Annotated in this window: 18 protein-coding genes and 1 rRNA gene; 6 read left to right on the top strand and 13 right to left on the bottom strand. The window is 62.1% G+C overall.

The genetic code is table 11. The annotated features are described in order from the left end of the window. Positions 1-110: ribosomal RNA gene (rrf, locus tag NDJ82_RS24265) — 5S ribosomal RNA — on the top strand; the annotation flags it as partial. A gap of 273 nt (positions 111-383) precedes the next feature. Continuing rightward, a complete protein-coding gene (gene mrdA, locus NDJ82_RS24270; protein WP_099584831.1) occupies positions 384-2,276 on the top strand; it encodes a penicillin-binding protein 2 in 1,893 nt (630 codons plus the stop codon). Between the two features lies 1 nt (position 2,277). Here the strand turns inward: mrdA and NDJ82_RS24275 are convergent, their stop codons facing one another. Then, on the bottom strand, positions 2,278-2,679 hold the full coding sequence (locus NDJ82_RS24275; RefSeq protein WP_099584832.1) for a GFA family protein: 402 nt from the start codon (positions 2,677-2,679) through the stop codon (positions 2,278-2,280). 99 nt (positions 2,680-2,778) lie between these two features. On the opposite strand from NDJ82_RS24275, the gene NDJ82_RS24280 reads away from it, so the two are divergent. The 4 genes from NDJ82_RS24280 to NDJ82_RS24295 all read left to right on the top strand — a co-directional run bounded on the left by NDJ82_RS24280 (position 2,779) and on the right by NDJ82_RS24295 (position 7,134). Beyond that, positions 2,779-3,246 carry an SRPBCC family protein gene (locus NDJ82_RS24280; RefSeq protein WP_250926444.1) on the top strand — a complete coding sequence of 156 codons (468 nt, stop codon included), beginning with the start codon at positions 2,779-2,781 and terminating at the stop codon, positions 3,244-3,246. A 115-nt stretch (positions 3,247-3,361) separates the two neighbouring features. Further along, positions 3,362-5,719, top strand: coding sequence for a DNA polymerase II (locus NDJ82_RS24285; RefSeq protein WP_250926445.1), 2,358 nt, complete (start codon positions 3,362-3,364; stop codon positions 5,717-5,719). Positions 5,720-5,761: 42 nt separating this feature from the next. Next, a complete protein-coding gene (locus NDJ82_RS24290) occupies positions 5,762-6,394 on the top strand; it encodes a glutathione S-transferase N-terminal domain-containing protein (RefSeq protein ID WP_250926446.1) in 633 nt (210 codons plus the stop codon). 164 nt (positions 6,395-6,558) lie between these two features. After that, on the top strand, positions 6,559-7,134 hold the full coding sequence (locus tag NDJ82_RS24295) for a DUF4174 domain-containing protein (RefSeq protein WP_112194421.1): 576 nt from the start codon (positions 6,559-6,561) through the stop codon (positions 7,132-7,134). Positions 7,135-7,174: 40 nt separating this feature from the next. Here NDJ82_RS24295 and NDJ82_RS24300 read toward each other — a convergent pair whose 3' ends face one another. The 12 genes from NDJ82_RS24300 to NDJ82_RS24355 are packed head-to-tail and all read right to left on the bottom strand — an operon-like array spanning position 7,175 to position 22,535. Beyond that, entirely contained in the window at positions 7,175-8,218 is a 1,044-nt protein-coding gene (locus tag NDJ82_RS24300; RefSeq protein WP_250926447.1) for an acyltransferase family protein, read from the bottom strand. 22 nt (positions 8,219-8,240) lie between these two features. Continuing rightward, positions 8,241-9,650 (bottom strand): lipid II flippase MurJ, encoded by a 1,410-nt coding sequence (locus tag NDJ82_RS24305; RefSeq protein WP_250926448.1) that lies wholly within the window; start codon positions 9,648-9,650, stop codon positions 8,241-8,243. Continuing rightward, on the bottom strand, positions 9,650-11,086 hold the full coding sequence (locus NDJ82_RS24310) for an O-antigen ligase family protein (protein ID WP_250926449.1): 1,437 nt from the start codon (positions 11,084-11,086) through the stop codon (positions 9,650-9,652). The genes NDJ82_RS24305 and NDJ82_RS24310 overlap by 1 nt, the downstream gene beginning before the upstream one ends. Then, positions 11,083-12,186 carry a glycosyltransferase family 4 protein gene (locus tag NDJ82_RS24315; RefSeq protein WP_250926450.1) on the bottom strand — a complete coding sequence of 368 codons (1,104 nt, stop codon included), beginning with the start codon at positions 12,184-12,186 and terminating at the stop codon, positions 11,083-11,085. The genes NDJ82_RS24310 and NDJ82_RS24315 overlap by 4 nt, the downstream gene beginning before the upstream one ends. Beyond that, complete coding sequence (locus NDJ82_RS24320) at positions 12,177-13,394, bottom strand: glycosyltransferase family 4 protein (protein ID WP_158876386.1); 1,218 nt, start codon at positions 13,392-13,394, stop codon at positions 12,177-12,179. The genes NDJ82_RS24315 and NDJ82_RS24320 overlap by 10 nt, the downstream gene beginning before the upstream one ends. A gap of 8 nt (positions 13,395-13,402) precedes the next feature. Beyond that, entirely contained in the window at positions 13,403-14,731 is a 1,329-nt protein-coding gene (locus NDJ82_RS24325) for a GH39 family glycosyl hydrolase (protein WP_250926451.1), read from the bottom strand. Beyond that, complete coding sequence (locus NDJ82_RS24330) at positions 14,721-15,911, bottom strand: glycosyltransferase (protein WP_191948404.1); 1,191 nt, start codon at positions 15,909-15,911, stop codon at positions 14,721-14,723. The genes NDJ82_RS24325 and NDJ82_RS24330 overlap by 11 nt, the downstream gene beginning before the upstream one ends. After that, positions 15,911-17,902 carry a GumC family protein gene (locus NDJ82_RS24335; RefSeq protein WP_099584844.1) on the bottom strand — a complete coding sequence of 664 codons (1,992 nt, stop codon included), beginning with the start codon at positions 17,900-17,902 and terminating at the stop codon, positions 15,911-15,913. The genes NDJ82_RS24330 and NDJ82_RS24335 overlap by 1 nt, the downstream gene beginning before the upstream one ends. 14 nt (positions 17,903-17,916) lie before the next feature. Continuing rightward, positions 17,917-18,693 (bottom strand): polysaccharide biosynthesis/export family protein, encoded by a 777-nt coding sequence (locus NDJ82_RS24340; RefSeq protein WP_099584845.1) that lies wholly within the window; start codon positions 18,691-18,693, stop codon positions 17,917-17,919. A 29-nt stretch (positions 18,694-18,722) separates the two neighbouring features. After that, positions 18,723-19,634 carry a glycosyltransferase family 2 protein gene (locus NDJ82_RS24345; protein WP_099584846.1) on the bottom strand — a complete coding sequence of 304 codons (912 nt, stop codon included), beginning with the start codon at positions 19,632-19,634 and terminating at the stop codon, positions 18,723-18,725. Between the two features lies 1 nt (position 19,635). Next, positions 19,636-21,096 (bottom strand): mannose-1-phosphate guanylyltransferase/mannose-6-phosphate isomerase, encoded by a 1,461-nt coding sequence (locus tag NDJ82_RS24350; RefSeq protein WP_250926452.1) that lies wholly within the window; start codon positions 21,094-21,096, stop codon positions 19,636-19,638. Next, positions 21,096-22,535 carry an undecaprenyl-phosphate glucose phosphotransferase gene (locus NDJ82_RS24355; RefSeq protein ID WP_250926453.1) on the bottom strand — a complete coding sequence of 480 codons (1,440 nt, stop codon included), beginning with the start codon at positions 22,533-22,535 and terminating at the stop codon, positions 21,096-21,098. The genes NDJ82_RS24350 and NDJ82_RS24355 overlap by 1 nt, the downstream gene beginning before the upstream one ends. Positions 22,536-22,764: the final 229 nt, after the last annotated feature.

The raw sequence follows: 22,764 nt of genomic DNA on the forward strand, positions 1-22,764 counted from the left end.
GACCATAGAGCATTGGAACCACCTGATCCCATCCCGAACTCAGTAGTGAAACGATGCATCGCCGATGGTAGTGTGGGGTTTCCCCATGTGAGAGTAGGTCATCGTCAAGATTAAATTCCAGAACCCCTGTTTGCTAACGCAAACAGGGGTTTTGTTTTGGGCGCTCGGAAAGCGCCGCAATTGCTCCGGGGCGCTTCTCGTATATCCGCCGGGGCGGCAGGACGACCCCCTAGCCATCAATCTGCAAACCCTCCTCCAAGTACCGTTGAGGAATTCAATGCAAAGTGTTTCTGCATTTTTGGTATGGTGCAGCACATTTTCCCAAGGATTGATCTTTCATCGCAGGATGCGGCGTCGACCTTCTTCAACGAGATGCGGTAGCAATGCCTGAACCTATAACGATTAAAGATCACGAAAAAGAGCACCGTCTGGTCAATAAACGCCTGCTCGCTTGTGCGCTGTTGGTGATTGGCATTACATGCGCCCTGGTGGGGCGTATGTATTTCCTGCAGGTCGTGCAGTTCGACTATCACTCCACCATCTCTGAAAACAACCGTGTTCATGTGCTGCCCATCACGCCGACGCGTGGGCTAATCTACGACCGCAACGGCGTGGTACTCGCCGACAACCGCCCCAGTTACAACCTGACCATCACCCGGGAGCGCACCGCCGACCTCAAGGGCGAATTGGACGATATCGTCAACCTTCTGCACCTGCCTGCCGAGGACCGCGGACTGTTCGACAAAGCCCTGAAGCAGGCACGTCACCCTTTTGTCCCAGTGACATTGTTTTACGAGTTGACCGAAGAACAGATCGCATTGCTGGCAGTGAATGAGTTTCGCCTGCCAGGTGTCGACGTAGAGCCGCAGTTCGTCCGTCACTATCCGCTAGGCGCGCACTTCGCTCACTCCATTGGCTATGTGGGACGCATCAACGAGAAAGAATCCAAGGCCCTGGACTCGGTGGAGTACCGCGGCACGCAATCCATCGGCAAGACCGGTATTGAGCGATTCTACGAGTCCGAGTTGCACGGTCATGTCGGCTATGAAGAAGTCGAGACCAACGCCCAGGGCCGTGTGCTGCGAGTGCTCAAGCACACCGATCCGATCCCTGGAAAAAGTATCGTCCTGAGCCTTGACGTTAAACTCCAGGAAGCGGCAGAGGAGGCGCTTGGCGATCGCCGTGGTTCCGTGGTTGCCCTTGACCCGCAAACAGGCGAAGTACTGGCCATGGTCAGCAAACCGAGTTTCGACCCGAACCTGTTCGTCACCGGCATCAGCTTCAAGGAATACGCTGCACTGCACGACTCCATCGACCGACCTCTGTTCAACCGCGTCCTTAGAGGCCTGTATGCACCGGGCTCGACCATCAAGCCAGAAGTGGCCATCGCCGGTCTGGACAGCGGCGTAGTCACCGCTCAAACCCGGGTGTTCGACCCCGGTTACTACCAACTGCCCGACTTCGACCATAAATACCGTAACTGGAACCACAGTGGCGACGGTTGGGTGGACATGGACGCAGCCATCATGCGCTCCAACGACACCTACTTTTACGATTTGGCCCACAAGCTGGGTATCGACCGCCTGCACGACTATCTGGCGGAATTCGGCCTTGGTCAGAAGGTCTCCCTGGATATGTTCGAAGAGTCAGCTGGCCTGATGCCATCCCAGGCTTGGAAACGTGCAACCCGCCGCCAGCCTTGGTTTCCGGGCGAAACCGTGATCCTCGGCATCGGCCAGGGCTACATGCAGGTCACGCCGCTGCAACTGGCCCAGGCCACTGCGCTGATCGCCAACAAAGGTGTATGGAACCGACCGCACCTGGCCAAGACGATCAATGGCGTACCGCCCGTTGACGAAAACCCCATGCCGAACGTTGTGCTCAAAGACCCGCGTGACTGGGAGCAGGTCAACCACGGCATGCAACTGGTGATGCACGATCCGCGCGGTATCGCCCGGGCTGCTGCGCAAGGCGCGCAATACCGCATCGCCGGCAAGAGTGGCACCGCCCAGGTAGTCGCGATCAAGCAGGGCGAACGCTACAACCGCGAGAAAACCCTGGAACGCCACCGTGATAACGCCTTGTTTGTCGGCTTTGCTCCTGCGGAACATCCGAAAATCGTAATTTCGGTGATGATCGAAAACGGCGAGGCGGGTGGTCGCGTCGCGGGGCCGGTGGTGCGGCAGATCATGGATGCTTGGTTGCTGGACCAGGAAGGTCACCTGAAGCCGCAATATGCAACGCCGGCCAAGGCACCGGGCGATCCGCGCGTCTAGGTCATATCTTCCACTCGTCCCAGTGCTCCACGTCCTCATAGGCAAGCCAGGGCACTTCATGACTCGTCCAGATGTGCGAGGTAGGACTGACGCCCGGATCATCATCCAGCGTCGCCACTCGCACAATGACATGAGGTTGCTGCCTGCGTTCCGCCATCAGGTGTGAGCCGCAGCACTTGCAGAAATGTCTGAATTTACCCGGTGACGATTGGAAGGCCACGAGCAGTTCCTCTCCCTGCGTCCAGCGAAAATGCTCGCGCATCACCCCGGCCGTTGCGACAAACGCCGCCGCGTGTATTTTGCGGCAACTTATACAGTGGCAGTGGCTGATGGGCATATCCAATGTGTCCACCTGATAGCGCACACCTTTGCAGAAGCAACTTCCATTCAATGGTTCAGTCATAACGTATTGCCGGGTTCAAGGAGGGGGTCATCATCATTGCTTACAACCTCAGGTTGCGCATTGTTTGATGTCGCCTACTGTCAATGGAGGAGGTGACTTATGCACGTATTAGATCGCATCGAGCGAAAGGTCCTGCTCAACGCTTCACGCAAACAGGTCTGGGAAGCGCTGACCAATGCCGAGCAATTCGGTCATTGGTTTGGCGTCGCCCTTAAGGACAAAGTCTTTGTGGCCGGAGAAACCATCGAGGCCCAGATTACCTACCCAGGTTACGAGCACGTTGTCTGGAAAGCCAAAATCGAACGCATCCTGCCACAGACGTTGTTTTCCTTCTGGTGGCATCCGTTTGCGGTGGAGAAGGGCGTCGATTATGACAAGGAAACGCCCACCCTTGTGGAGTTCACCATTGAAGATCGCGCGCCGGGCATCCTGCTGCGGGTGGTCGAATCCGGCTTCTACAACGTGCCCCAAGCCCGCCGCCAGAAGGCCTTCAAGATGAACTCTCGTGGCTGGGACGAGCAAATGGGTAATATCGAAGACTTTCTGAACAAAGCCCGTCGGGCGTGAACCAAACGGGCATCATTGCTGATGCCCGCGCTTACCGCTTTCAGCTTTCATGGGGGCGTTTGCCACGATGCCGCGTAGAATCAACGCCTGAAAGCGATTCCTGAGGTGCGGTACGGTGGATTTACAGCAGGGTTTTGTCCTGACCCGGCATTGGCGCGATACCCCGGCGGGCACGGAGGTGAGTTTCTGGCTCGCCACCGACCAGGGGCCAAGGTTTATCCGCCTACCCGTGCAGACCTCGGTGATGTTTATCCCTGAAGCCCACCGCAAGCCACTTGATTGGCTGCTCAAGGGCGAGCGCGATATCGAACTGCGCCCGCTGCAGTTGTGCGATTTCCACCACCGTCCGGTGCTGGGCCTGTATACCCGCCAGCACCGCCAACTGATGGATGTGGAAAAACGCCTGCGCGCGGCCGGCGTCGATGTCTACGAAGCCGATGTACGCCCGCCTGAGCGCTATATGATGGAGCGCTTCATCACAGCCCCCGTCTGGTTCGGCGGCACGCCCGACGCCACGGGCGCGCTGTGCGACGCGCAGATGAAACCCGCGCCCGATTACCGCCCCCCGCTCAAACTGGTGTCCCTGGACATCGAGACCACCGCCCAGGGCGACCTGTATTCCATCGCCCTCGAAGGCTGCGGTGAGCGCCAGGTCTACATGCTCGGCCCGCCGAACAAAACCGATTCAGTCGACTTCAAGCTCGACTACTGCGACACCCGCGCCCAACTGCTCGAACGCCTCAACCAATGGCTCGCCACCTTTGATCCAGACGCGATCATCGGCTGGAACGTGGTGCAGTTCGACCTGCGCGTGCTCCACGAGCATGCCCAACACCTCAAGGTGCCGCTCATGCTCGGGCGTGGCGACGAACCCATGGCCTGGCGCGAACACGGCAGCCGCAATCATTACTTCGCCGCAGCGGCGGGGCGCCTGATCATCGACGGGATCGAAGCCCTGCGATCAGCCACGTGGAGCTTCGAATCCTTCAGCCTGGAAAACGTCGCGCAAACCCTGCTGGGCGAAGGCAAGGACATCTCCACGCCCTACCAGCGCATGGACGAAATCAACCGCATGTTCGCCGAGGACAAGCCTGCCCTGGCGCGCTACAACCTCAAGGACTGCGAACTGGTCACGCGGATTTTCGAGAAGACTGAACTGCTCAAGTTCCTGCTCGAACGGGCCAGCGTCACCGGGCTGCCGGCCGACCGCAATGGCGGATCGGTCGCCGCATTCACCCACCTGTACATGCCGCTGATGCACCGCCAGGGTTTCGTCGCGCCCAACCTGGGGGACAAACCGCCCCAGGCCAGCCCCGGCGGGTTTGTCATGGACTCGCGTCCCGGCCTCTACGAATCGGTGCTGGTACTCGATTACAAAAGCCTCTACCCGTCGATCATCCGCAGCTTTCTGATCGACCCCGTGGGCCTGATCGAAGGCCTCAAATACCCGGAAGACAGCGACTCGGTAGAAGGCTTTCGCGGTGCGCGTTTTTCCCGCACGCGTCATTGCCTGCCGTCCATCGTCGCCCGTGTCTCCGAGGGCCGCGAAGTGGCCAAGCGTGAACACAATGCGCCGCTGTCCCAAGCCCTGAAAATCATCATGAACGCGTTCTACGGCGTGCTCGGTTCCAGTGGTTGCCGCTTTTTCGATACCCGGCTGGCCTCGTCGATCACGATGCGCGGCCACCAGATCATGCGCCAGACCCGCGAGCTGGTTGAGGCTCAAGGCTATGAGGTGATCTACGGCGACACCGACTCCACCTTCGTCTGGCTCGGCAAGGCCCATTCCCAGGAGGATGCCAGCCGGATTGGCCAGGCATTGGTGCAGCACGTCAATGCGTGGTGGCGCGAGCATCTGCACAGTGCATTCGGCCTGCAAAGTGCCCTGGAGCTGCAATACGAAACCCACTTCACGCGCTTTCTCATGCCGACCATTCGCGGTGCGGAGGAGGGCAGCAAAAAACGCTATGCCGGCTTGGTCACCCGCGCCGATGGCCGCGAAGACATGGTCTACAAAGGCCTGGAGACCGTGCGCAGCGACTGGTCGCCCCTGGCCCGGCAATTCCAGCAGGAACTCTACCAGCGCATCTTCCACCGCCTGCCCCATCAAGACTACATCCGCGATTACGTGCGCCGTACCCTGAGCGGCGAATTCGACGAACTGCTGATCTACCGCAAGCGCCTGCGCCGCCGGTTGGATGACTACGAACGCAATGTGCCGCCCCACGTGCGCGCCGCGCGCCTGGCCGATGACTACAACGACCGCCTCGGGCGCCCGCGCCAGTACCAGCGTGGCGGTTGGATCAGCTATGTGATCAGTGTCAACGGCCCTGAGCCGCTGGAAGTGCGCCAAGCCCCCATCGACTACGATCACTACGTCACCCGGCAGTTGCAGCCGGTGGCGGACGCGATTCTGCCGTTTGTGAATGACGATTTCAGCACCTTGGTCGGCGGACAGATGGGGCTGTTCTGACCTTTAACCACGGTGTATCCCCAGCGATAGGAGACAACGCCCATGTACACGCTCTACGGCACTGACGAATCCGGCTCCTGCATGATCGAGATTGCCTTGCAACGTTGCGCGGTGCCGTGGCACCGGGTGGACGCCAGCTCGTGGCAGGAAAGCGCGGGCAGCGATGCCCTGGCGCGCATCAACCCGCTCAAGCAGATCCCTACGTTGGTCACGCCCGATGGCCAGGTGCTGACCGAAAGTGCGGCGATCCTGATCCACCTGGGCCTTGAGTTTCCCGGCTCACAGCTGCTGGGCGGCGACCGTGCGCAAGTCATCAGGGGCCTGGTGTACATCGCCGCCAATTGCTATTCGGCGATTGGTATTATCGACTACCCGCAACGCTGGCTGGGCAATGCCAATGAAGCGGCCCAAGCGCAGCTGGTAACCGGGACTCGTCGCTACCTGCATCAGGCCTGGGTGGTGTTCGCCGATCAGTTCGAACACCAGCTGTTTGCCCCGAACGGTGAGCCGAATGCACTGGCAATCATGGCCGCAGCCGTGTCGCGCTGGGACGACGCGCGTGAGGCATTGAGCCGCTTGGCCCCCGGCTTTGCCCAGACGCTGGCGCAGGTGGATGCCGACCCTGTCGTGGCCCCTGTGTTTGCGCGGCATTGGCCGGACTGGAAGGTCTCGTAATGTGTCCGCAATCAACGGAAACAATCACGCATGTTCGCGCCAAACCCTTGCTTAGCGGGCTCCCTGACCTACGCTTTCTTAAAGCTGTGTAGGAATCATCCTTGAATTTGACTGTCGCAGACATGAAACTCAAGAACCCTGCATGGAATTCAAAGGAGGTGCGCATGCTCATCCGGTCGCTGACCCTGGCTACCTTGATGGCTTTTACGGGGCCGCTGTTGGCTGCTGATGATATCAACCCGCTCAAGCAGGACCTGGGCAAGGCCCGGCCGCTTGTGGTGGTGGAGCTTGATTCAGGCAACTCCACGCTGGCGACCCTCAAGAAACAACTGGACGAACCTGCCACCAAGCAGTCCTTTGAAGAGCGCGCCATGGTGTTCTACACCGTGAAGTTCGGCAGTATCGGCGCCGAAGGCGAGAAGTTCGCCAAAGACCCCAAGGACAACAAAAAGCTCACGCCGCCCGAAACCAACGCACTGATCCGTGCGCTCAAACTGGGCGCGGGCAGTGGCACCAAGGTGATCCTTATTGGCAAGGACGGCGAGAAAAAAGTCGAGAAAACCGTGCCACCGGATACCCTCGACCTGAAGGAGTTCTTCAGCACCATCGACCAGATGCCCATGGCGGAGAAAGAAGCCGCTGCCGCCGCAGAACCCGAGCCGGCCCCACCTGCGCCAGCCAAGGGCGCCAAACCGGCCAAACCGGGCAGCAAGCCCGCCCCGCAACAACTGGACGATTGAAACACAGGCCTATGTGGGCGCTGCTCGCTCCCACATAGGTTCAGCGGCGCTGTCCAGGCGCTTTGCGTACCGGAAACGGAAAGTAGAAAAACCGCAAGAACGCTACCCGCTTGATCACTTCCCCGATCAACAACGGCACCACCACCGCCACGACAAAACCGATGCAGGCCGCGATAAATGCATGCAGCCCGAGACGCTCCATCAGGTCGAAGGTCTTGTGTTGGATCTCGCCATGAAAGATCAACAGGATCAGGGTCGACTGGCCGATATAGGTCATAGCCCGGGTGATCAGTGCCGATACCATCAGCACCCGCGCCAACGCCCAGCACAGGTACACGCCGATCACCGCCAGCAGGCTGGTCCACAGCCAATGGTCGTAGCGTCGTTGCGCCAGGTCCATGGTATCGCCTCGATAGAGGAACACCGCAGCGAACAACCCGATGGAAACCAGCAAGGTCAGCAAGGAGCCCTCATGCGTGCGCAGCCAGTCGCGCAGCAAGTAGCCATAGACAAAACACGCGCTGCTGATCAGGGTGATATCCAGGCTGAACGGCAACCCTGGCAACACCCACGCGTGGCCGCCGATGGTTACCGGCAATTGCCAGAACCACGGCAGCGTCCAGATGCCAATCAGCAGCGGCACCAGCATCACCACGCAACTCAGTGCGAGCGGCAGGCGTTGGATCAGGCGCAACAGCAGCCAACTGAACAGAATCGCGACCCAGAAGTGCGGCAAAAACCACAGCGCCTGCCACGGGATGGTGTCCACCGAGGCGTACAGCACGCCGCCGATGTCCGGCAGCAACGGCTGGCCGCGTAACACATCGCGCACGATCACATACAACAGCATGGTGAAGAAAAAAGGCTTGAGCAGGCCATCGGCCTTGCGCACGGCCATTTCCACAAACGGCTGCTCTGGCTTGAAAAACACCCCGGACAGAAAGAAGAACAACGGCAGCACGAACGACGCCAGGATCGGATACATCAGCTCCCGGGACGTCGCAACAAACCAGCTGTGGGCATACACGATCACCAGGATGCCGATGCCTTTGGCGATATCCATCTGGATCCAGCGATGTTTCATGGGTGTCTCCCCAGTCGATCCTTCATGCCTTGCGCCATGGCTTGAGCCACAGCCCCATCCCGAGCAACACCGCCGCGCCGGCCAGGGTGCTCAGCCCCAGTTGCAGCCACACGCCTTCAAGACGAAACAACACCAGTGCCGCCACGCCCAGCGCCAGCGTATTGAGCAGCCAGTGCCGTGCCCAGGGCAGGGCGCCGAGCAGTGCCTGGCGCTGCATCAGCAGCAGCCCGGTGCACATCACGCCCGCCAGCGCAGCCAGTGGAATCCCGGCCAGGCCGAACACAAACGGCAATACGCCGAGCAGCAGCACGTTGACCAGGCTGCCGAGCAATTCGCAACGCAGCGGCTGGCGCGTGTCGCCGGCGGCGTAGGCGTAACGCGCAAGCAAGGCGTTCCAGGCGCCGAACACCAACGGCACGGCAAACCACGCCAGCAGCAGCGGCAACGGCGAGTCCGCCGATTGTTGGGGCAACAGCAGCGCCACCAGGCTCGGTGCCGCAGCGACCAGCCCGACGCCGGCGGGCAGGGTCAGCACGCTGGCGGTTTCCAGGCCGCGCTTGAGCAGAGCCAGGCGCGCATCGCCCTGGCGCCGGCTCATCATGCCCAGCAGCACCTGGTTGAGGCTCATCAGAGCAATCAGCGGCAGGTTCATCAGCTTGCGGGCCAGGTTGACCCACGTCACCGCGCCCTCGCCGAGCAGCGAGGCCACGAGTCTTTCGATCAGCGCCAGGCCCTGGCTGGCCCCGTTGCTGATCAACAAGGGACCGATACGTTCGCCCAGCTCGCGCAGCGGCGCGTAGGTCAGTTGCCAGCGCCACGGCCGCCAGCCCTGACGCCACATCGACGGCAGCAACGCCAGTGGCATCAGCAGGCTCCCGGCGAGGCACGCCAGGGCCAGTGAGTGAGGTTGGGTCGCGGTGCCCGCGAGGGCGAGGTACGTCACGGGTGGCAGGTTGAACAACAACGAGCCCAGCCCGGCCAGCACAAAACGTTCGCTGGCCTGCAACGGAATGCTGAACAACGCATGCAGCATCAAGCCCGGTACGCACCAGGCGACGACTTGCAGGTTGCTGCTGGCCATCGCCGTCGCAGTGTCGGCCAGGCCCGGTCCGAGCACTTGCACCAGCCACGGCGCCGACAACGTCAGCAGCAGGCTGGTGACCAGGGCGATCAGCATCAAGGCCGGAAACAACACCGCCAGCCAGTCCAGCCGTTCGCCGTCCTTGCGCGCCAGGTACAACGGCAACGCCGCCGCACTGAGCAAGCCGCCGGCCAATGACATGCGCAGCGCCTCGGGCAAAAACAGCGCAATCAGGAACGCATCGCTGCGTTCTCCCGCGCCCCAGGCCGCCACCAGCAACCATTCACGCGCAAACCCCAGGCACAGGCCCAGCAGCGTCGCCAGGGTCAGCCATGCAGCGGAGCCGAGCATCAGGGCTGTGCGCCGTTGAGCAGCGGTTTGCGATAGACCACCGTTTTGACCTGCGGCAGGCGCGCCGGAAACAGTCGCCGCGCTTCCAGTACGTTGATGCCCACCATCAGCCAGAACAGCGCCACCATCACCACTGCAAAACTGAAGTAGTGGTCAAACAAGCCGCTCACCAGCGCCGCCAGAATTCCCGCCGTGGTGCCCAGCCACAGGGCGTTGTCCTTGGTCAGGCGGATCGGGCCTTTCTCCGGGCGGGCTTCACGCCACCAGCGCACGGTCACTGCCACAAACAGCAGCATGCCGACGAGGCCGATCTTGTAGATGTAGTTCAGCCACAGGTTGGAGATGCCCAGCAGGTGAGTGCCCGGCACCGGCGGGTCGACCTTGAAACCGATGCCCAACGGGTACGCCGCCACGGCTTGAGGGAACATGCGGTACTCGTCAAAACGCACTTCGGTACTGGCGTTGTCCGAGGAAAAAATCGTCGCCAGACGATCCTGCAACGGCGGATAAGCCATCACCAGCGCCACCGTCAGCGCCGCGCCGATCATCAACAGGCGACCGGTGTACGGCACGCGCCGCGTGGCCATCCACATCAGCACCAGCGCCAGGCTGACCATCGCGCCACGGCTACTTGCCAACAGCAGCGCGGCCGCTCCCAAGCAGGCCACGCCCAGGCCCAGTGCGCGTTTCCAGCCTTGCTCGGTCATGCCGAAACAGAAGGCCAGTGGCAGCAGCAACGCCATGATCCCGCCGATGGCATTCGGGTGAGTCCACGGCGAGCCCATGCGCGAAGACATGGCCTCCAGACCAAATTTGAGCGTGTCGAAGTTGGCGTAGTTGAACAGCCTCAGGATGGGCGCGATCCCGGCCCCTGAGCGCGTACTTACGAACACCGCGATGGACAGCACCAGCATCGCCAGGGTGCCGAGCAACAGGGCGATCACCAGGGACTCGCGGCGCTTCTGGTCCACCAGCAATTTAGCGGCGAGGAACACCCCCGACAGGTTCAGCAACCAGCGCAGCCAGTTGGCCAGGCCACTGCTGCTGTCGGCCTGGGTGATGACCTGCCCGACGATGAAGGGGAACACGCTGAACAGCATCAACCACAGCAGCATCTGATCGGTGGGACGTCGGACCAGGCTGGGCGCCTGGGGCAGGCGCGAGAGGAAGCTGTGCCACAGGATCGCGCCCCAGGTCAGGGCCAGAATCGCCTCGCTCACCGTGGTACGAATGCCCAGGTTGACCGTCGAGTACGGCATGAACGTCGCCACGGCGGCAAACAGCAACAGGCCCCAGAACGGAAAGCGCAGGATGGTCACCGCCGCCGCCAGGCCAGCCACGGCGACAAACGCCTTGGCCGGCGACAGCAGCAGGGCCAGGGCGCCAAACAGCAGGCCGAAGAGGATCGCGACGAGGCTTGCCAGATTGTCTCTCACGTCAGTTCCTCGATCAGTTCGGCCAGGCGCCGACGGTAGGCTTGGTGGTTGAAGCGCTGCGCCCATTGGCGCCGTTGCTCGGGGGATTCTTCGTCGGCCTGCTCACCCAGGCCGACCATCAAGTGCACCAGCGCCGGGCCATCGGTGGGCGAAAAGCGCGGGGCCGAGGGCGGGGTGATTTCATCCAGTGACGTACCGCTGGCCACCGCGACGGGGGTGCCGACGCTCAGCGCTTCGATCACCGGCAGGCCGAACCCTTCGGCATAGGAGGGTTGCCACAGGCGCGAGGCCTGGCGGTACAGCGCGTGCAACTCTGCATCCGACACACCGCTCAAGGCGCGAATGCCCGGCAGCGCGCGTTGGGCTTCGGGCAAATGATCGAGGCTGCCTACCAAGACCAGCTCCGGCACGGCGGATGATTGGCTGCGTGCCTGCTGCCAGGCGTCCACCAGGAACGGCACGTTCTTGCGCAACTCGCGGGTGCCCACCAGCAACCAGTAACGCGCTGGCAACTGGCGTGCGCTGAGGTCGGCGGCCAGCGCGGAGAACCCGTCGACCTGGTTGGGCAGTACGCGAATCTTGCCCGCCGCCTTGGGAAACAGCCGCGCGGTTTCATCGGCGCTGTACTGCGACGGCGTCCATACGCGGTCGGCGCTGTGTACCGCGTAGGCAATCGACAGGCGATCGCTGGTCTTGTAGATCAACGCCTTCATCCGGTTGGCGTGGTAGTTGTCCAGGGTGATCTGAAACAGATCATGCAACATCACGACGGTGCGCAACCCCGGCGGTTTGGGTGGTAGCGGCAGGCCCATATTGAAAGTGCTGATGTACAGATCGATATGCTGCTCGCGCAAGGCCCGCGGCAGGAAACCCGCCTCGAAACGCAGGCGATTCTGCGGCTGATGCATGGCCGTCTTGGCGCAGCCCCAGGGCGGACAATGGGCCCACAACCGGGTTTCATCGCCCAAAGGCGCCACGGTAAAGCGCTCGACCTCGGTGCTTGGCAGGGTGTGCAGCGCACTTTCCAGCGCATACACCTGGCGGCTGATGCCCGATTGCGGCGAGGTGCCGACGGTGCGGTAATCCAGGCCTACACGCATGCCGGCTCCTTTTGGTTTTGCGGCACGAGGGTGGCGTAGACCTGCTCCAGCTGGCTGGCGGCGACGCTCCAGTCATGGGCGCGACGCACATAGGCGCGGCCCGATTCCCCCATGGGGGTGGCGGCGCCGGGAAACTGCAGCAGGCGCACCACCGCATCGGCCAGCTCGGTGGCGCTTTGTCCGCCGAGGTAGTCCAGGCCTTCCACCAGGTCCAGCCCGGAGACGCCTTGCTCGGTGCTTGCCAGCGGCAAGCCGGCGGCCAGGGCTTCGAGCACCTTGAGTTTCGAACCGCCGCCGTGGCGCAACGGCGCCAGAAACACCGAGCAGCTCGATTGCAGATTCAGCAGGTTGGGCACAAAGCCTTGCCATTCGATGCGCGGGTCTTTCCAGCGCTCGCGCCAACTGTCCGGCATGCCAAAACCGCACACGCTCATGCGCGCGTCCGGGCAGCGCACCCAGATCTTGGGCAGGATTTCATCCAGGGCCCACTCGATGGCGTCCACGTTCGGCGCGTATTCATAGTTGCCAAGGAACAGCACACGGCGGGTCGACGGGTCGGGATGGGCGCCGGCAAAGTGATCGCAGTCCACGCCATTGACCACCACGGGCACCGGTTTGCCGGCTATTTTTTCCAGGGTCTTCGCGTCGCTGTCGGTGACGGCCACCACCTGCGCGGCCTGGCGCATCACTCGGCGTTCCCAGCGCGCATAGCGCCATTGATCGTAGCGAATGAAGGGCAGCGCCCAGCGCGGCAAACGGTCGTAAGTGGCCGCGCCGAGGGCAGACTCCACATTATGTTCGGTCAGCACAAACGGCTGGGATCTACGCGCCAGGGCATCTTCGTAAGGCTGGAAGCTGTAGCTGTGCTCGATCTGCACCACGTCCCACGGCTCACCCAGCAACCAATTGAAGGTGTCCTGCAACTCGCCCGACAAGCCATTCACGCTGGCCAGCAGCGGGTAGGGCGCCAACAGCCCGGCCACCAGGGTCGTGAAGCTGCGCAACGGGCGGCGCGGCAGGATGATCAACTGTTCGACAAACGCTTCCAGCACCTGGCGGTCGGTGAGCGACACCGGGTGCTTGTCATGCAGCAACAAGGTGATCCGGTGCCCACGCGCCGCCAGGCTGCGCAGCAGATGGAACTGGCGCGTCTTGCCGCCGCTGGTGGCGGGCGAGGGCGAGTAGGGCAGGATCCATAGAATGCGCATGGCAGGCCTCACTCCCATAACAGAATTTGCAGGTTCGGCTTGACCGTGACGGTCAGCCCGTGGGTGCCGCTCACCGGGGTTTGCGTGCCACGCAGCGGGTCATACAGGGTGGCGCTGGCCAAGCCGGGCAAGTGTGCATTGCCGCCCTCGGCCGACCAGAAAAACCACAACTTGCGCCCGTCGGTGCGGGTCCAGCCGATGCTGAACAGGCCGTCGGGCAACTGGTCGGCGCTGGGCGGGTCGCCGGGGGTGAGCTTTGGCCCGCTGACGTCGAGGAAGTTTTTCAGCGCGCTGTAGACCGGCTTGGGGTTGGCGTCGATGTCCAGCAAACCGTAGGACTGATCACGCACGCTGGCGCGCTGGTCCAGATCGCTCAAGGTGAACAGGAAGATCCTGTCGTAATCCAGCGCGCTCATCAGTGCCAGGCGACGCACCACGTAATCGGCCTGGGCCTGTGGGGTGATGATGTCCTGGGCGTCCTTGGGACCAGTGTAGGTCGACCAGCCCCACTCGGTGCTCCACAGGGTCTGCACGCCGGCGTTGCGCAGCGCCTGGTTGAGCGCGCTGGTCTTGGCGATAAAGTCCAGGTTGGCCGGGTCGTTGCCTTCGGGCAATTGGGTGTAGGGATGGTAGGAGATAACAGTGTTCAGGCTGGCCACACCGAGTGCGCCGAGGGCGTCCAACATGGTCTGGCCGTTGGGCATTTCGCTGAAGAACGCCATGCCGGCAGCGACCACCGGTTTGCTCGGGGTCACGGCCCGTAGCGCGGCGGCGGTGCTGGTCAGCAGCGTGGCGTAGCCGGCCGGATCGGCCACCGGGCGCCAGAAGCCCAGCAGGTTCGGTTCATTCCACACTTGCCAGGCGTCGACGCTGGGGTAGCGCTGGGCCAGCAATGCCATGCGGTTGGCGAATACGTTCGGGTCTTTCGGCGGGTACTGGTCCTGATACGGCGCACCCACCGGTGCGGTCGTGGCGAACGGTGCCGAACCGACCAGGTAGAACACCGACTTGAGTTGATTGTCCTGCAGCTTGCCCACCAGTTGATCCAGGGTTGCCACTTGGTACTGGCCTTCGACGGGTTCCAACTGATCCCAATGCAGGTCCAGGCGCACCCACTCCAAGCCCAGCGCCTTGAGACGGTCGATCTGCTTCTGGTAACGCTCGGGGCTGAACCACAGGAACTGCGCGTTCACCCCCAGAAAATCCTTCCACACCACCTCTTTGTTGCCCTTGAGCACATGATTTTCGGCGTCCGCCTGGCGCCCCCACAAAAACGCGGTCAGGCCCAGGGCGGCGACCACGGCCAAGGTGGCAAAGTAGGTGTGTTTACGTGCCATGGCGGGTGCCCTCGATGGCCTGCTCAAACAGTGTCTTGAATTTCAGCGCGGTCAATGGCCACAAGCGCTCGCGGCCGATTTCGCCGGCGCGCTCGGCCCAGTCCCGGGCCAGCAGCGGTGTGCGCGCCAGGCGCAGCAGTTGCTCGCTGAGTGCGGCCACGTCGCCTTCGGGGTAGATGGCGCCGTTGCCGCTGGCGACTTCTTCGGCAAACGCACGGGCATCCGAGGTAATCGCACCACGACCGCACGCCGCTGCCCAGGACAACGCGCCGCTGGTGCCGCGTTGGCGCCCGAGCAGGCCGAGTTTTTTCGATTCACGGTACGGCAGCACCATCACATGGTGCGCCTGGATAGTCTGGGCGATCTCGTCGGCCGGCAGGTTCAGTCGCCAGTCGATCGCATCCGTCAGGCCGAGGTCGGCGATCTGGCTGTTCAACTGTTCCAGGTAATTGCCGCCTGCGCCGAACGCCATTTCGGCAGCAGTACCACCGGCCAGGGTCAGGCGCACACGGTCACGCCGTTCGGGGGCTTGTTTGAACACAGCAGCCAGGGCCTGCAACAGGTCCTCGATGCCTTTGCCCCGGTAGATAAAACCGAAGTACAGCAGGTGCAACGTGTCCAGCGGCGGCAGCGGCACGGGTGGGATGGCCAGGTTGGCGTGGTTGATCACCGCCACTTTGCCCGCCGGCAATTGCATGCGCTGGCTCAGGCATTCGGCGCCCAGGCGGGTGAGGGTGATCAGCCGTGTCAGGCCTTTTGCGACCTGGCGCTCTTCACGCAGGGTCAGCGGGTCGGCCAGCACCACCGCCGCCTGGGGCAGCGGGCTGGGCAAGCGTTCCAGCAGGTTCAACGGAAACGGCAACTGCTCGCGCCGCCACACGATCCGTTCCGGGTCATGCACGGTGGCGGTCAAGGGCAAGGCCGGGTGGGCCTTGCGCAGTTCACGCAGGGCCAGAAACTCACCCAGGCGCCCGCCGCCCAACTCGGCGTGGACCAGGTCCACGCTCTGCCAGTCGAACGCAGCGATGGCCTGCTTGATCGCCTCGCTGTTGCCCGCCACACCGGTCAACGGCGTCAGCACCGTCACACCCAGGTGTTCCAAAGCCGTGCGGAAATGGTTCGCGTAGTCGGCGATCCCGTTTTTTTCCGGCGGCAATGGGGCGAGCAGGGCGATGCGCATCAGAACACCCTCTGGTACTTGGCGATGGTCTTGAGCACTTTGGCCGGCACTTCGAACTTACGCCGGTTGATGATGATGCCGTCCACCTTGCCGAACGCCGTATTGAGGATCGACAGCGCGTGCTCGACCACGGGCACTGTGCTGGTATTCGCTTCCACCACCAGGGCGATCAGGTCGGCGCGGCGCAGGTTGATAAACGCGTCGCGGTTATCCAGCAGTGCGGACGCGTCCAGCAGCACCACTTCGCCCGGCTGGGCGGGTTCAGCCCCGCCGACACGCACGGTGATGCCGTTTTCCTCAAGCAACCTACGCAGGTGTTCCACCACAAATGTCACCCCTTCGCCATGGCGCGCCGAGGTCAGCCCCAGCGTCATGCCTTGCTCGGCAATCCGCTCCAACTGCAGCAAGCCGTACAGGCGGTAGATGCTCGCGTTGAACGCGTTGGTGCCTTGGGCGGTGCTGGTGTCCAGCTCCGGCAGGGTGGTCCACAGCGGCAGGCCGAACTTGCGTTCCACCAAACCGCCGTCGTGGATGCGCTGGTCGAGCAGGTAGCACAGGTAGATCACCAACAGGCCCACGACGATGGCAAACGGAATCGCCAACAGCAGCATCATCAGGGTTTTCGGGAAGATGCGACCGGGGTTCAGGGTGGCCTCTTCGATCACCGCGATGTTGCTGATCTGGCTGTTATCCAGTTCACGGTCGATGCGCGACTTTTCCAGGTTGTCCACGTACAGCGCGTAGTTGCGTTCGGCGGTGCTCAGCTCGCGGCCCAGGCGGGTCAACTCCGGTTCGATCTCCAGGGCTTGCTTGCGTTGGGCTTCCAGGTTGCTCAGTTGCTTTTGCTGCTGGAGCAGTTGGGTGCGCAGTGCCAGGTTGTTGCTCGTTTCATCCAGCAGCACCCGCTGCAAGTGGATTTCCAGGGTGTTGGGCGCACGGTTTTCCGAGCTCTGCACAGTGTTGCTTTCGCTGGCGACGTGGGCCTGCATCGCGCGGATCGACGCATCCAGAGCTTTGACCGGCGGCGCGTTATCCGTGTAGGTGCGCAGCATGTCGGCCTTTTCCAGCAGCTTCTGGTTGAGCAGGCGACGCAAGTCTTGCTGCTGTGGGTTGAGTGCGATCTGGCGCACCGTGGTCACTTCTTTGGGCTGCGTCTTGAGCTGGGTGCGGGTGCTCCCGATGGCGCTGTCGGAAGACGCGATCAGGCGCGAAGTATTGAACGTCTCGCCGCGCAACACATTGATGCGCTCGGACAAGTCCTCCAGGCGATCAGTGATGCTGGCTGCGCCGATCTCATTGAGGTGTTTGAGAATCTGCTCCTTGAGGCTCTTGATCTCGGTGGCGCTGGTGGACACCTGGCCTTCATAGAAGACATACAGGCTCTTGCGCCCCAGTGCCTGGGTGCGTTCGTTGATGTAGGTCTCGACCCAGTCCTTGACCACCGCCTGGGCGATTTGCGGGTCACCCCAGGTGAAGCTGATGTCCATCACCGTGGAGCCCGCGGCGTGGCTCACGTCGAAGTTCTTCTCCAGGCTGGCTGCCAGGCGTTCGACCGGCGTGGTTTTTTCGACGATGCCCACCGTTTCCAGGACCACGCGCAGGCCGTCGAAGACGCCGTCGACCGCACTTTTGACGTAGTACTTGGTGCGCTTCAAAAAGCCCTCGGGCGGCGGCTGATTGGCAATCGCTTCCAGGTAGTGCTCGGCCACGGCCCTCACGATAGGGCGCCCGGTCAGCAGCCGCTCTTCATCGACAATCGGGTCGCGCTGGGTGCTGGGCATTACCAGTGCCTGGCGGTTACTGATCTCAATGGGCAGGGTCGAATCGCGCCCCGGTTTCACCAGCAGTCGAGCGGTGGATTCGTACTTGGCCGGCAGCAGGAAAGCCCCCAGCAGTATGATCACCAACGCGGCAATGGCGGCCAGCTTGAACTCGTGCCGGAAGATGAAGAACAGGCGTAGCAGATCACGAAAAGAACGGATCTCGATCATGGGATGTCGCTCCTTTAGTTGTTGCCGCCGCTGGTGCGCGTGTAGTTGTAGCCAACCCCAATGGACTTGGTGAACGGGATCAGTTGGTTCATGTAGGTATCGACTCCCTGAATGCGCTCGCCCACGTTGGATTTGGGCACGAACACCACATCACCGCGTTGCAGGTGCACCGGTTTGCGCCCGTTGGGGCCGGTCCTGAGCAGTTGGCTGAAGTCCAGGAAATAAGCGCGATAGGCGCCTTGGGCGTCTTCGCGCAGCAGCGCAACCATGCTGGCGTTGCCCGCCGGGCTGACCCCGCCGGCGCCGACAATCGCCTGTTCCAAGGTGTTGGCCGTGGCGATCTGCACCGCCGTCGGGTTATTCACCGCGCCGCCGACAATCACCGTGTTGCCGGGCGCCTGGTTGATGTTCACCGTCACACGCGGCTCGCGGTACGTCTGCGCAAGCTTGCCGGTCAGCTCTGTCGCCAGCTCCGAGGGCTGGCGCCCGGCAACCTGGATCGGGCCCAGGAATGGGTAGTTGATCTTGCCGTCGGTCTGCACGGTGTACAGCGTCAACTCGTAGATCGTGCTGACGTTGAACGCCGACAGCGTCGGCATCTCGCCGGCATCGCGCACGATGCGCAACTGGTCGCCGATACGGATGCGTTCTACCGCCGGCGGCAGCTGGGCCAGTTGTTCGAGGGCGCGCTTGCCTTCCTCGACGGTCTTGCTGTCGGGCGGCACGATGCGCGCCGGCGTATTGCAGGCGGCCAGAGCCATCATGGCCACGACGAGCAGGGTTCGTTTCATCAAGGGGGACTTCCTGTGGGTCATGATGCTCACCTCCAATAACCGGGAAACATGCTGATGCGCCGCTTGAGGGCGAGAGGCAGGCGACGCTCAAGATGGCCCAGGCGATAACCGAGCAACTTGAACGCACTGCGTACCAGCACCTCCGGCACGCGGTGCAAGGCGCCGGCTTTGCGCAAGGCCGCGAGTTCGGCCAGTACATAGCGTTTGCCTTCGCCACCCGCGTCGCCAAAGGCCTGTTTGATCCACGGCTCGCGGCCATAGAACACGCCGATATCGAAGTAGCGATGAAATTCGTCCATGAGTTTGTAATCGTGTGAGTGATGCACCAGCGCCGTGGCGGCGTAGCGCACCTTGTAGCCGTCGAGCAGCATGCGCGCAGCGACGTAGGCGTCTTCGCTGCCGATCACGTCGACGGGGAAACCTCCCACCGCGTGCAATGCACTGCGCCGGTACACGGAAAACGAGTCGGAGCTGAAGCAGGTCTTGATCCCCAGCGTGGGTGCATCGGCCAGGCTTTTACTGCGGCTGTGCTCGGGGTAGTTGAAGTGCCGCGATTGCGCGCCCAGCACCCCCGCGTCGGGGTGGGGCAGTTGGCGTCCGTAGGCGACGCCGTTGAGCGGGTCCTGCTGCAACTCGGCGAGCAGGTTGGCGAAGGTCTCGGGCGTGGCGGGAATGGCGTCCTGGGTCATCACGATCAACGCATCGCCACCCACCTGCTCGCTGGCCCAGCGGCGGGTGCCGCCGTGGTTGAAGTCACGGGCGTCGATCACTTCGACCCGAGCGCCGAACTCGCGAAAACGCGCCACGGTGTCATCGCTGGAGGCGCTGTCCACCACCAGCATCTCGTCCGGCTGCAGGGTTTGCATCTTCAGCGCCGGCAGCAGGCGTGCCAGGTGGCTGGAGGCGTTACGGGTCGGGATGATCAGGGACGTGCGCATATCATTTTTTCACGTCGGCGGGCGCACGGCCGTAAATGTCGTCGAAGCGCACGATGTCGTCTTCGCCCAGGTACTCGCCGCTCTGCACCTCGATCATCACCAGGTCGATGATGCCGGGGTTGGTCAGCCGGTGTTTGTGCCCGGCCGGGATGTAGGTGGACTCGTTGGCGTTGATCAGGAATTCCCGTTCGCCGTTGGTGATCTGCGCCGCGCCGCTGACCACCACCCAGTGCTCGCTGCGGTGGTGGTGCATCTGCAATGACAGCGATGCCTGGGGCTTGACCACGATGCGCTTGATCTTGAAGCGGCTGCTTTCCTCCAGCACGGTGTAGGTGCCCCACGGCCGGGTGACGGTGCGGTGCAGGCTGTACGCCGGATGGTTCTGGCGCTTGAGCTCGGCGACGATGTAGCGCACATCCTGGCTGCGTTGGGCATCGGCGATCAGCAGCGCGTCGGGGGTGTCGACGATGATCAGGTCGCGCACGCCCACGGCGCCCAATACGCGCTTGGGTGAGTCGATGTAGCAGTTGTGCACGTCATGCAAAATCGCTTCGCCATTGACCTGGTTGCCATGGGCGTCGCTGGGGGTGAGCTGGCGCAGGGCTTCCCACGAGCCGATATCGCTCCAGCCAATGTCACAGGGCACCACGGCCACTTGGTCGGACTTTTCCATCAGTGCTACATCGATGGAAATGTCCGGCGCGCTGCCGAAGGCGTCGGCGTCCAGTTCACGCTGGCGCGAGGTGTTGTTTTGCAGGCTCTGGCTGTGTTCCAGCGCGGCGCGTGCGGCTCCCAGCACGTCCGGGGCATGGGCGGCCAGTTCGTCCACCAGGGTGCTGGCCTTGAAGCAGAACATGCCGGCATTCCACAAGTGCTTGCCGCCGTCGAGGTAGCCTTGGGCGGTCGCCAGGTCGGGTTTCTCGACGAAGCGTTTGACCCGGTTGCCGTGGCGCAGTTTTTCACCTTGTTCGATGTAGCCAAAACCGGTTTCCGGATGGTCGGGCTGGATGCCGAAGGTCACCAGGTAGCCGGCTTCGGCGAGGTCCCGGGCCTGGGTCACGGCGTCGGCGAACGCGACTTCATTGAGAATCAAATGGTCGGCAGGCATCACCAGCAATTGCGCATCGCCGCCGAAGTGTTCCTGCACATGCAACGCTGCCACTGCGATGGCCGCCGCCGTATTGCGGCCGAACGGTTCCAGCAACAAGTCCAGAGGCAGGCGGGCGTTGTTGACCGACCGGTAGTCATCGAGGGTGCGAAACAGCAGGTCGCGGTTGGTGACTGTCAGTACGCTTTGCACCCCAGGCAGTTTGGCGGCGCGCTGGAAGGTTTTTTGCAGCAGGCTCTGGCCGTCACGCATGCGCATGAAGGGTTTGGGCATGTTCTGCCGCGACACCGGCCACAGCCGGGTGCCCGAACCACCGGAAACGATGCAGGGAATCAATCCGTTGAGGGTATTCATCAATAGACTTCCTTGGTGGAAAGGACGGCCGGGACCGTCATGAAAACGATGTACAGGTCAAACCACACCGACCACTTGGAGATGTACTCCAGGTCGTACTCGACACGTTTCTGAATTTTGAACAGGGTGTCGGTCTCACCTCGGTAGCCATTGATCTGCGCCCAACCGGTGATGCCGGGCTTCACGCGGTGGCGCGAGCTGTACTCACTCACTGCCACTTCAAACGGAACACCGGCGGCCTTGGTCGCGGTGGCATGGGGGCGCGGGCCGACCATCGACATGTTGCCCAGCAGCACGTTGAACAGCTGCGGCAGCTCGTCGATGCTGGTCTTGCGGATGATGCGGCCCACGCGGGTGATACGTGGGTCCTGGCGGGTAGTCTGGCGTTCGGCGGTGAAATCGCTCTGGTCGGTGTACATCGAGCGGAACTTGAACACGCGGATTTCGTTGTCGTTGTAACCGTAGCGGTTCTGGCGGAACAGCACCGGCCCCTTGGAGTCGAGCTTGATCGCAATCGCCGTGGCCACCATCACCGGCGACAGACACACCAGCGCCAGGCTGGCGAGAAAGCAATCCTCCAGGCGCTTGATCACCGGCGACCAGCCACGCAGCGGCAGTTGCGAGGTGTTGAACATCAGGATGCCGCCGACGTCGGTGATTTTGCTGTGGCCGTAGCGCAGGGCCGCCATGTCGGGCACCAACATCACGTTCACCGACATCTGCCGCAGGCGGTTGACCAACCCGTGGATGCGCTGCTCGGCGGCCCATGGCAGGCAGATCATCACTTGGTTGACCTGTTCGGCGCGGATCAGTTTTTCCAGGTCGCGGGTGTTGCCCAACAAGGGCAGCTTGCTCAATTCCTTGGGGATGCGTTCGGTGCGATCGTCGATAAAACCGACCAGTCCGGAGCGGATATCTCCATTGCGTTGCAGGTGGTCGGCGACGTGCACGGCGGTGTCGGTAAAACCCAGGATCACCGTGCGTTGCAGGTATTTGCCCTTGCGCATCAGGTTGCGGTAGAGGCGCAGCATCAGCAGGCGTTCCAGGCAGAACAGGCACAGGCTGGCGACGTACCACGCGGCCAGGTTGCGCGGGGTCAACTGCGGGAAAAACTGCAGGATCTGGTACATGAACAGCAGGATGCAAAACGCCGCGGACCACGCCTTGATCTTGGTTTTCAGGCGTAGCCGGTTACTGAACAATTCTTCGGAATAGATGCCCAGAGCCTGGAACAGAATGATCGTCAGGACCGCGAAAAATACCAGCAGGCCGAGGAAATGACTACGTAGCTCCGGGTCCATCGGGTCGATGAAAACCACCAGCACCAACGGGGGCAGAATGGCGCTCAGACCATGTATGAATTTGACGAAAACAACAAAGAACTCAACAAAACCGGCACGCGTTAAAAACAGGCTGTCGACGGACGACTTTTCTCGCATAAAACATCCCTCATTGCACTCCAGACGCAGCTGTTCGGTTGATGTATTCAATAAAGCAGCAGGCTGCTTTAGAGGCACGTCGAACTACGGCTACGCTGGGTAATACGCAACTTTTCATTCAAAAAATATATATTCATTTGAATGGTTTTCGCGGGTGTCGTGACTAAAGGAGTGTTTCCTTTTCAATGCTAGTCAACGGATTGACGATGGTGCGGAGGTGGCATGCTAG

It is taken from the genome of Pseudomonas sp. SR18 (assembly GCF_023701505.1).
Lineage (GTDB): Bacteria > Pseudomonadota > Gammaproteobacteria > Pseudomonadales > Pseudomonadaceae > Aquipseudomonas > Aquipseudomonas cyclaminis.

Coding starts and splice junctions, on each gene's coding strand:
- NDJ82_RS24350 (WP_250926452.1), bottom strand. CDS start 21,096: ATGAATACCCTCAACGGATTGATTCCCTGCATCGTTTCCGGTGGTTCG.
- NDJ82_RS24305 (WP_250926448.1), bottom strand. CDS start 9,650: ATGCTCGGCTCCGCTGCATGGCTGACCCTGGCGACGCTGCTGGGCCTG.
- NDJ82_RS24280 (WP_250926444.1), top strand. CDS start 2,779: ATGCACGTATTAGATCGCATCGAGCGAAAGGTCCTGCTCAACGCTTCA.
- NDJ82_RS24330 (WP_191948404.1), bottom strand. CDS start 15,911: ATGCGCATCGCCCTGCTCGCCCCATTGCCGCCGGAAAAAAACGGGATC.
- NDJ82_RS24340 (WP_099584845.1), bottom strand. CDS start 18,693: ATGAAACGAACCCTGCTCGTCGTGGCCATGATGGCTCTGGCCGCCTGC.
- NDJ82_RS24290 (WP_250926446.1), top strand. CDS start 5,762: ATGTACACGCTCTACGGCACTGACGAATCCGGCTCCTGCATGATCGAG.
- mrdA (WP_099584831.1), top strand. CDS start 384: ATGCCTGAACCTATAACGATTAAAGATCACGAAAAAGAGCACCGTCTG.
- NDJ82_RS24300 (WP_250926447.1), bottom strand. CDS start 8,218: ATGAAACATCGCTGGATCCAGATGGATATCGCCAAAGGCATCGGCATC.
- NDJ82_RS24275 (WP_099584832.1), bottom strand. CDS start 2,679: ATGACTGAACCATTGAATGGAAGTTGCTTCTGCAAAGGTGTGCGCTAT.
- NDJ82_RS24295 (WP_112194421.1), top strand. CDS start 6,559: ATGCTCATCCGGTCGCTGACCCTGGCTACCTTGATGGCTTTTACGGGG.
- NDJ82_RS24325 (WP_250926451.1), bottom strand. CDS start 14,731: ATGGCACGTAAACACACCTACTTTGCCACCTTGGCCGTGGTCGCCGCC.
- NDJ82_RS24335 (WP_099584844.1), bottom strand. CDS start 17,902: ATGATCGAGATCCGTTCTTTTCGTGATCTGCTACGCCTGTTCTTCATC.
- NDJ82_RS24320 (WP_158876386.1), bottom strand. CDS start 13,394: ATGCGCATTCTATGGATCCTGCCCTACTCGCCCTCGCCCGCCACCAGC.
- NDJ82_RS24315 (WP_250926450.1), bottom strand. CDS start 12,186: ATGCGTGTAGGCCTGGATTACCGCACCGTCGGCACCTCGCCGCAATCG.
- NDJ82_RS24355 (WP_250926453.1), bottom strand. CDS start 22,535: ATGCGAGAAAAGTCGTCCGTCGACAGCCTGTTTTTAACGCGTGCCGGT.
- NDJ82_RS24345 (WP_099584846.1), bottom strand. CDS start 19,634: ATGCGCACGTCCCTGATCATCCCGACCCGTAACGCCTCCAGCCACCTG.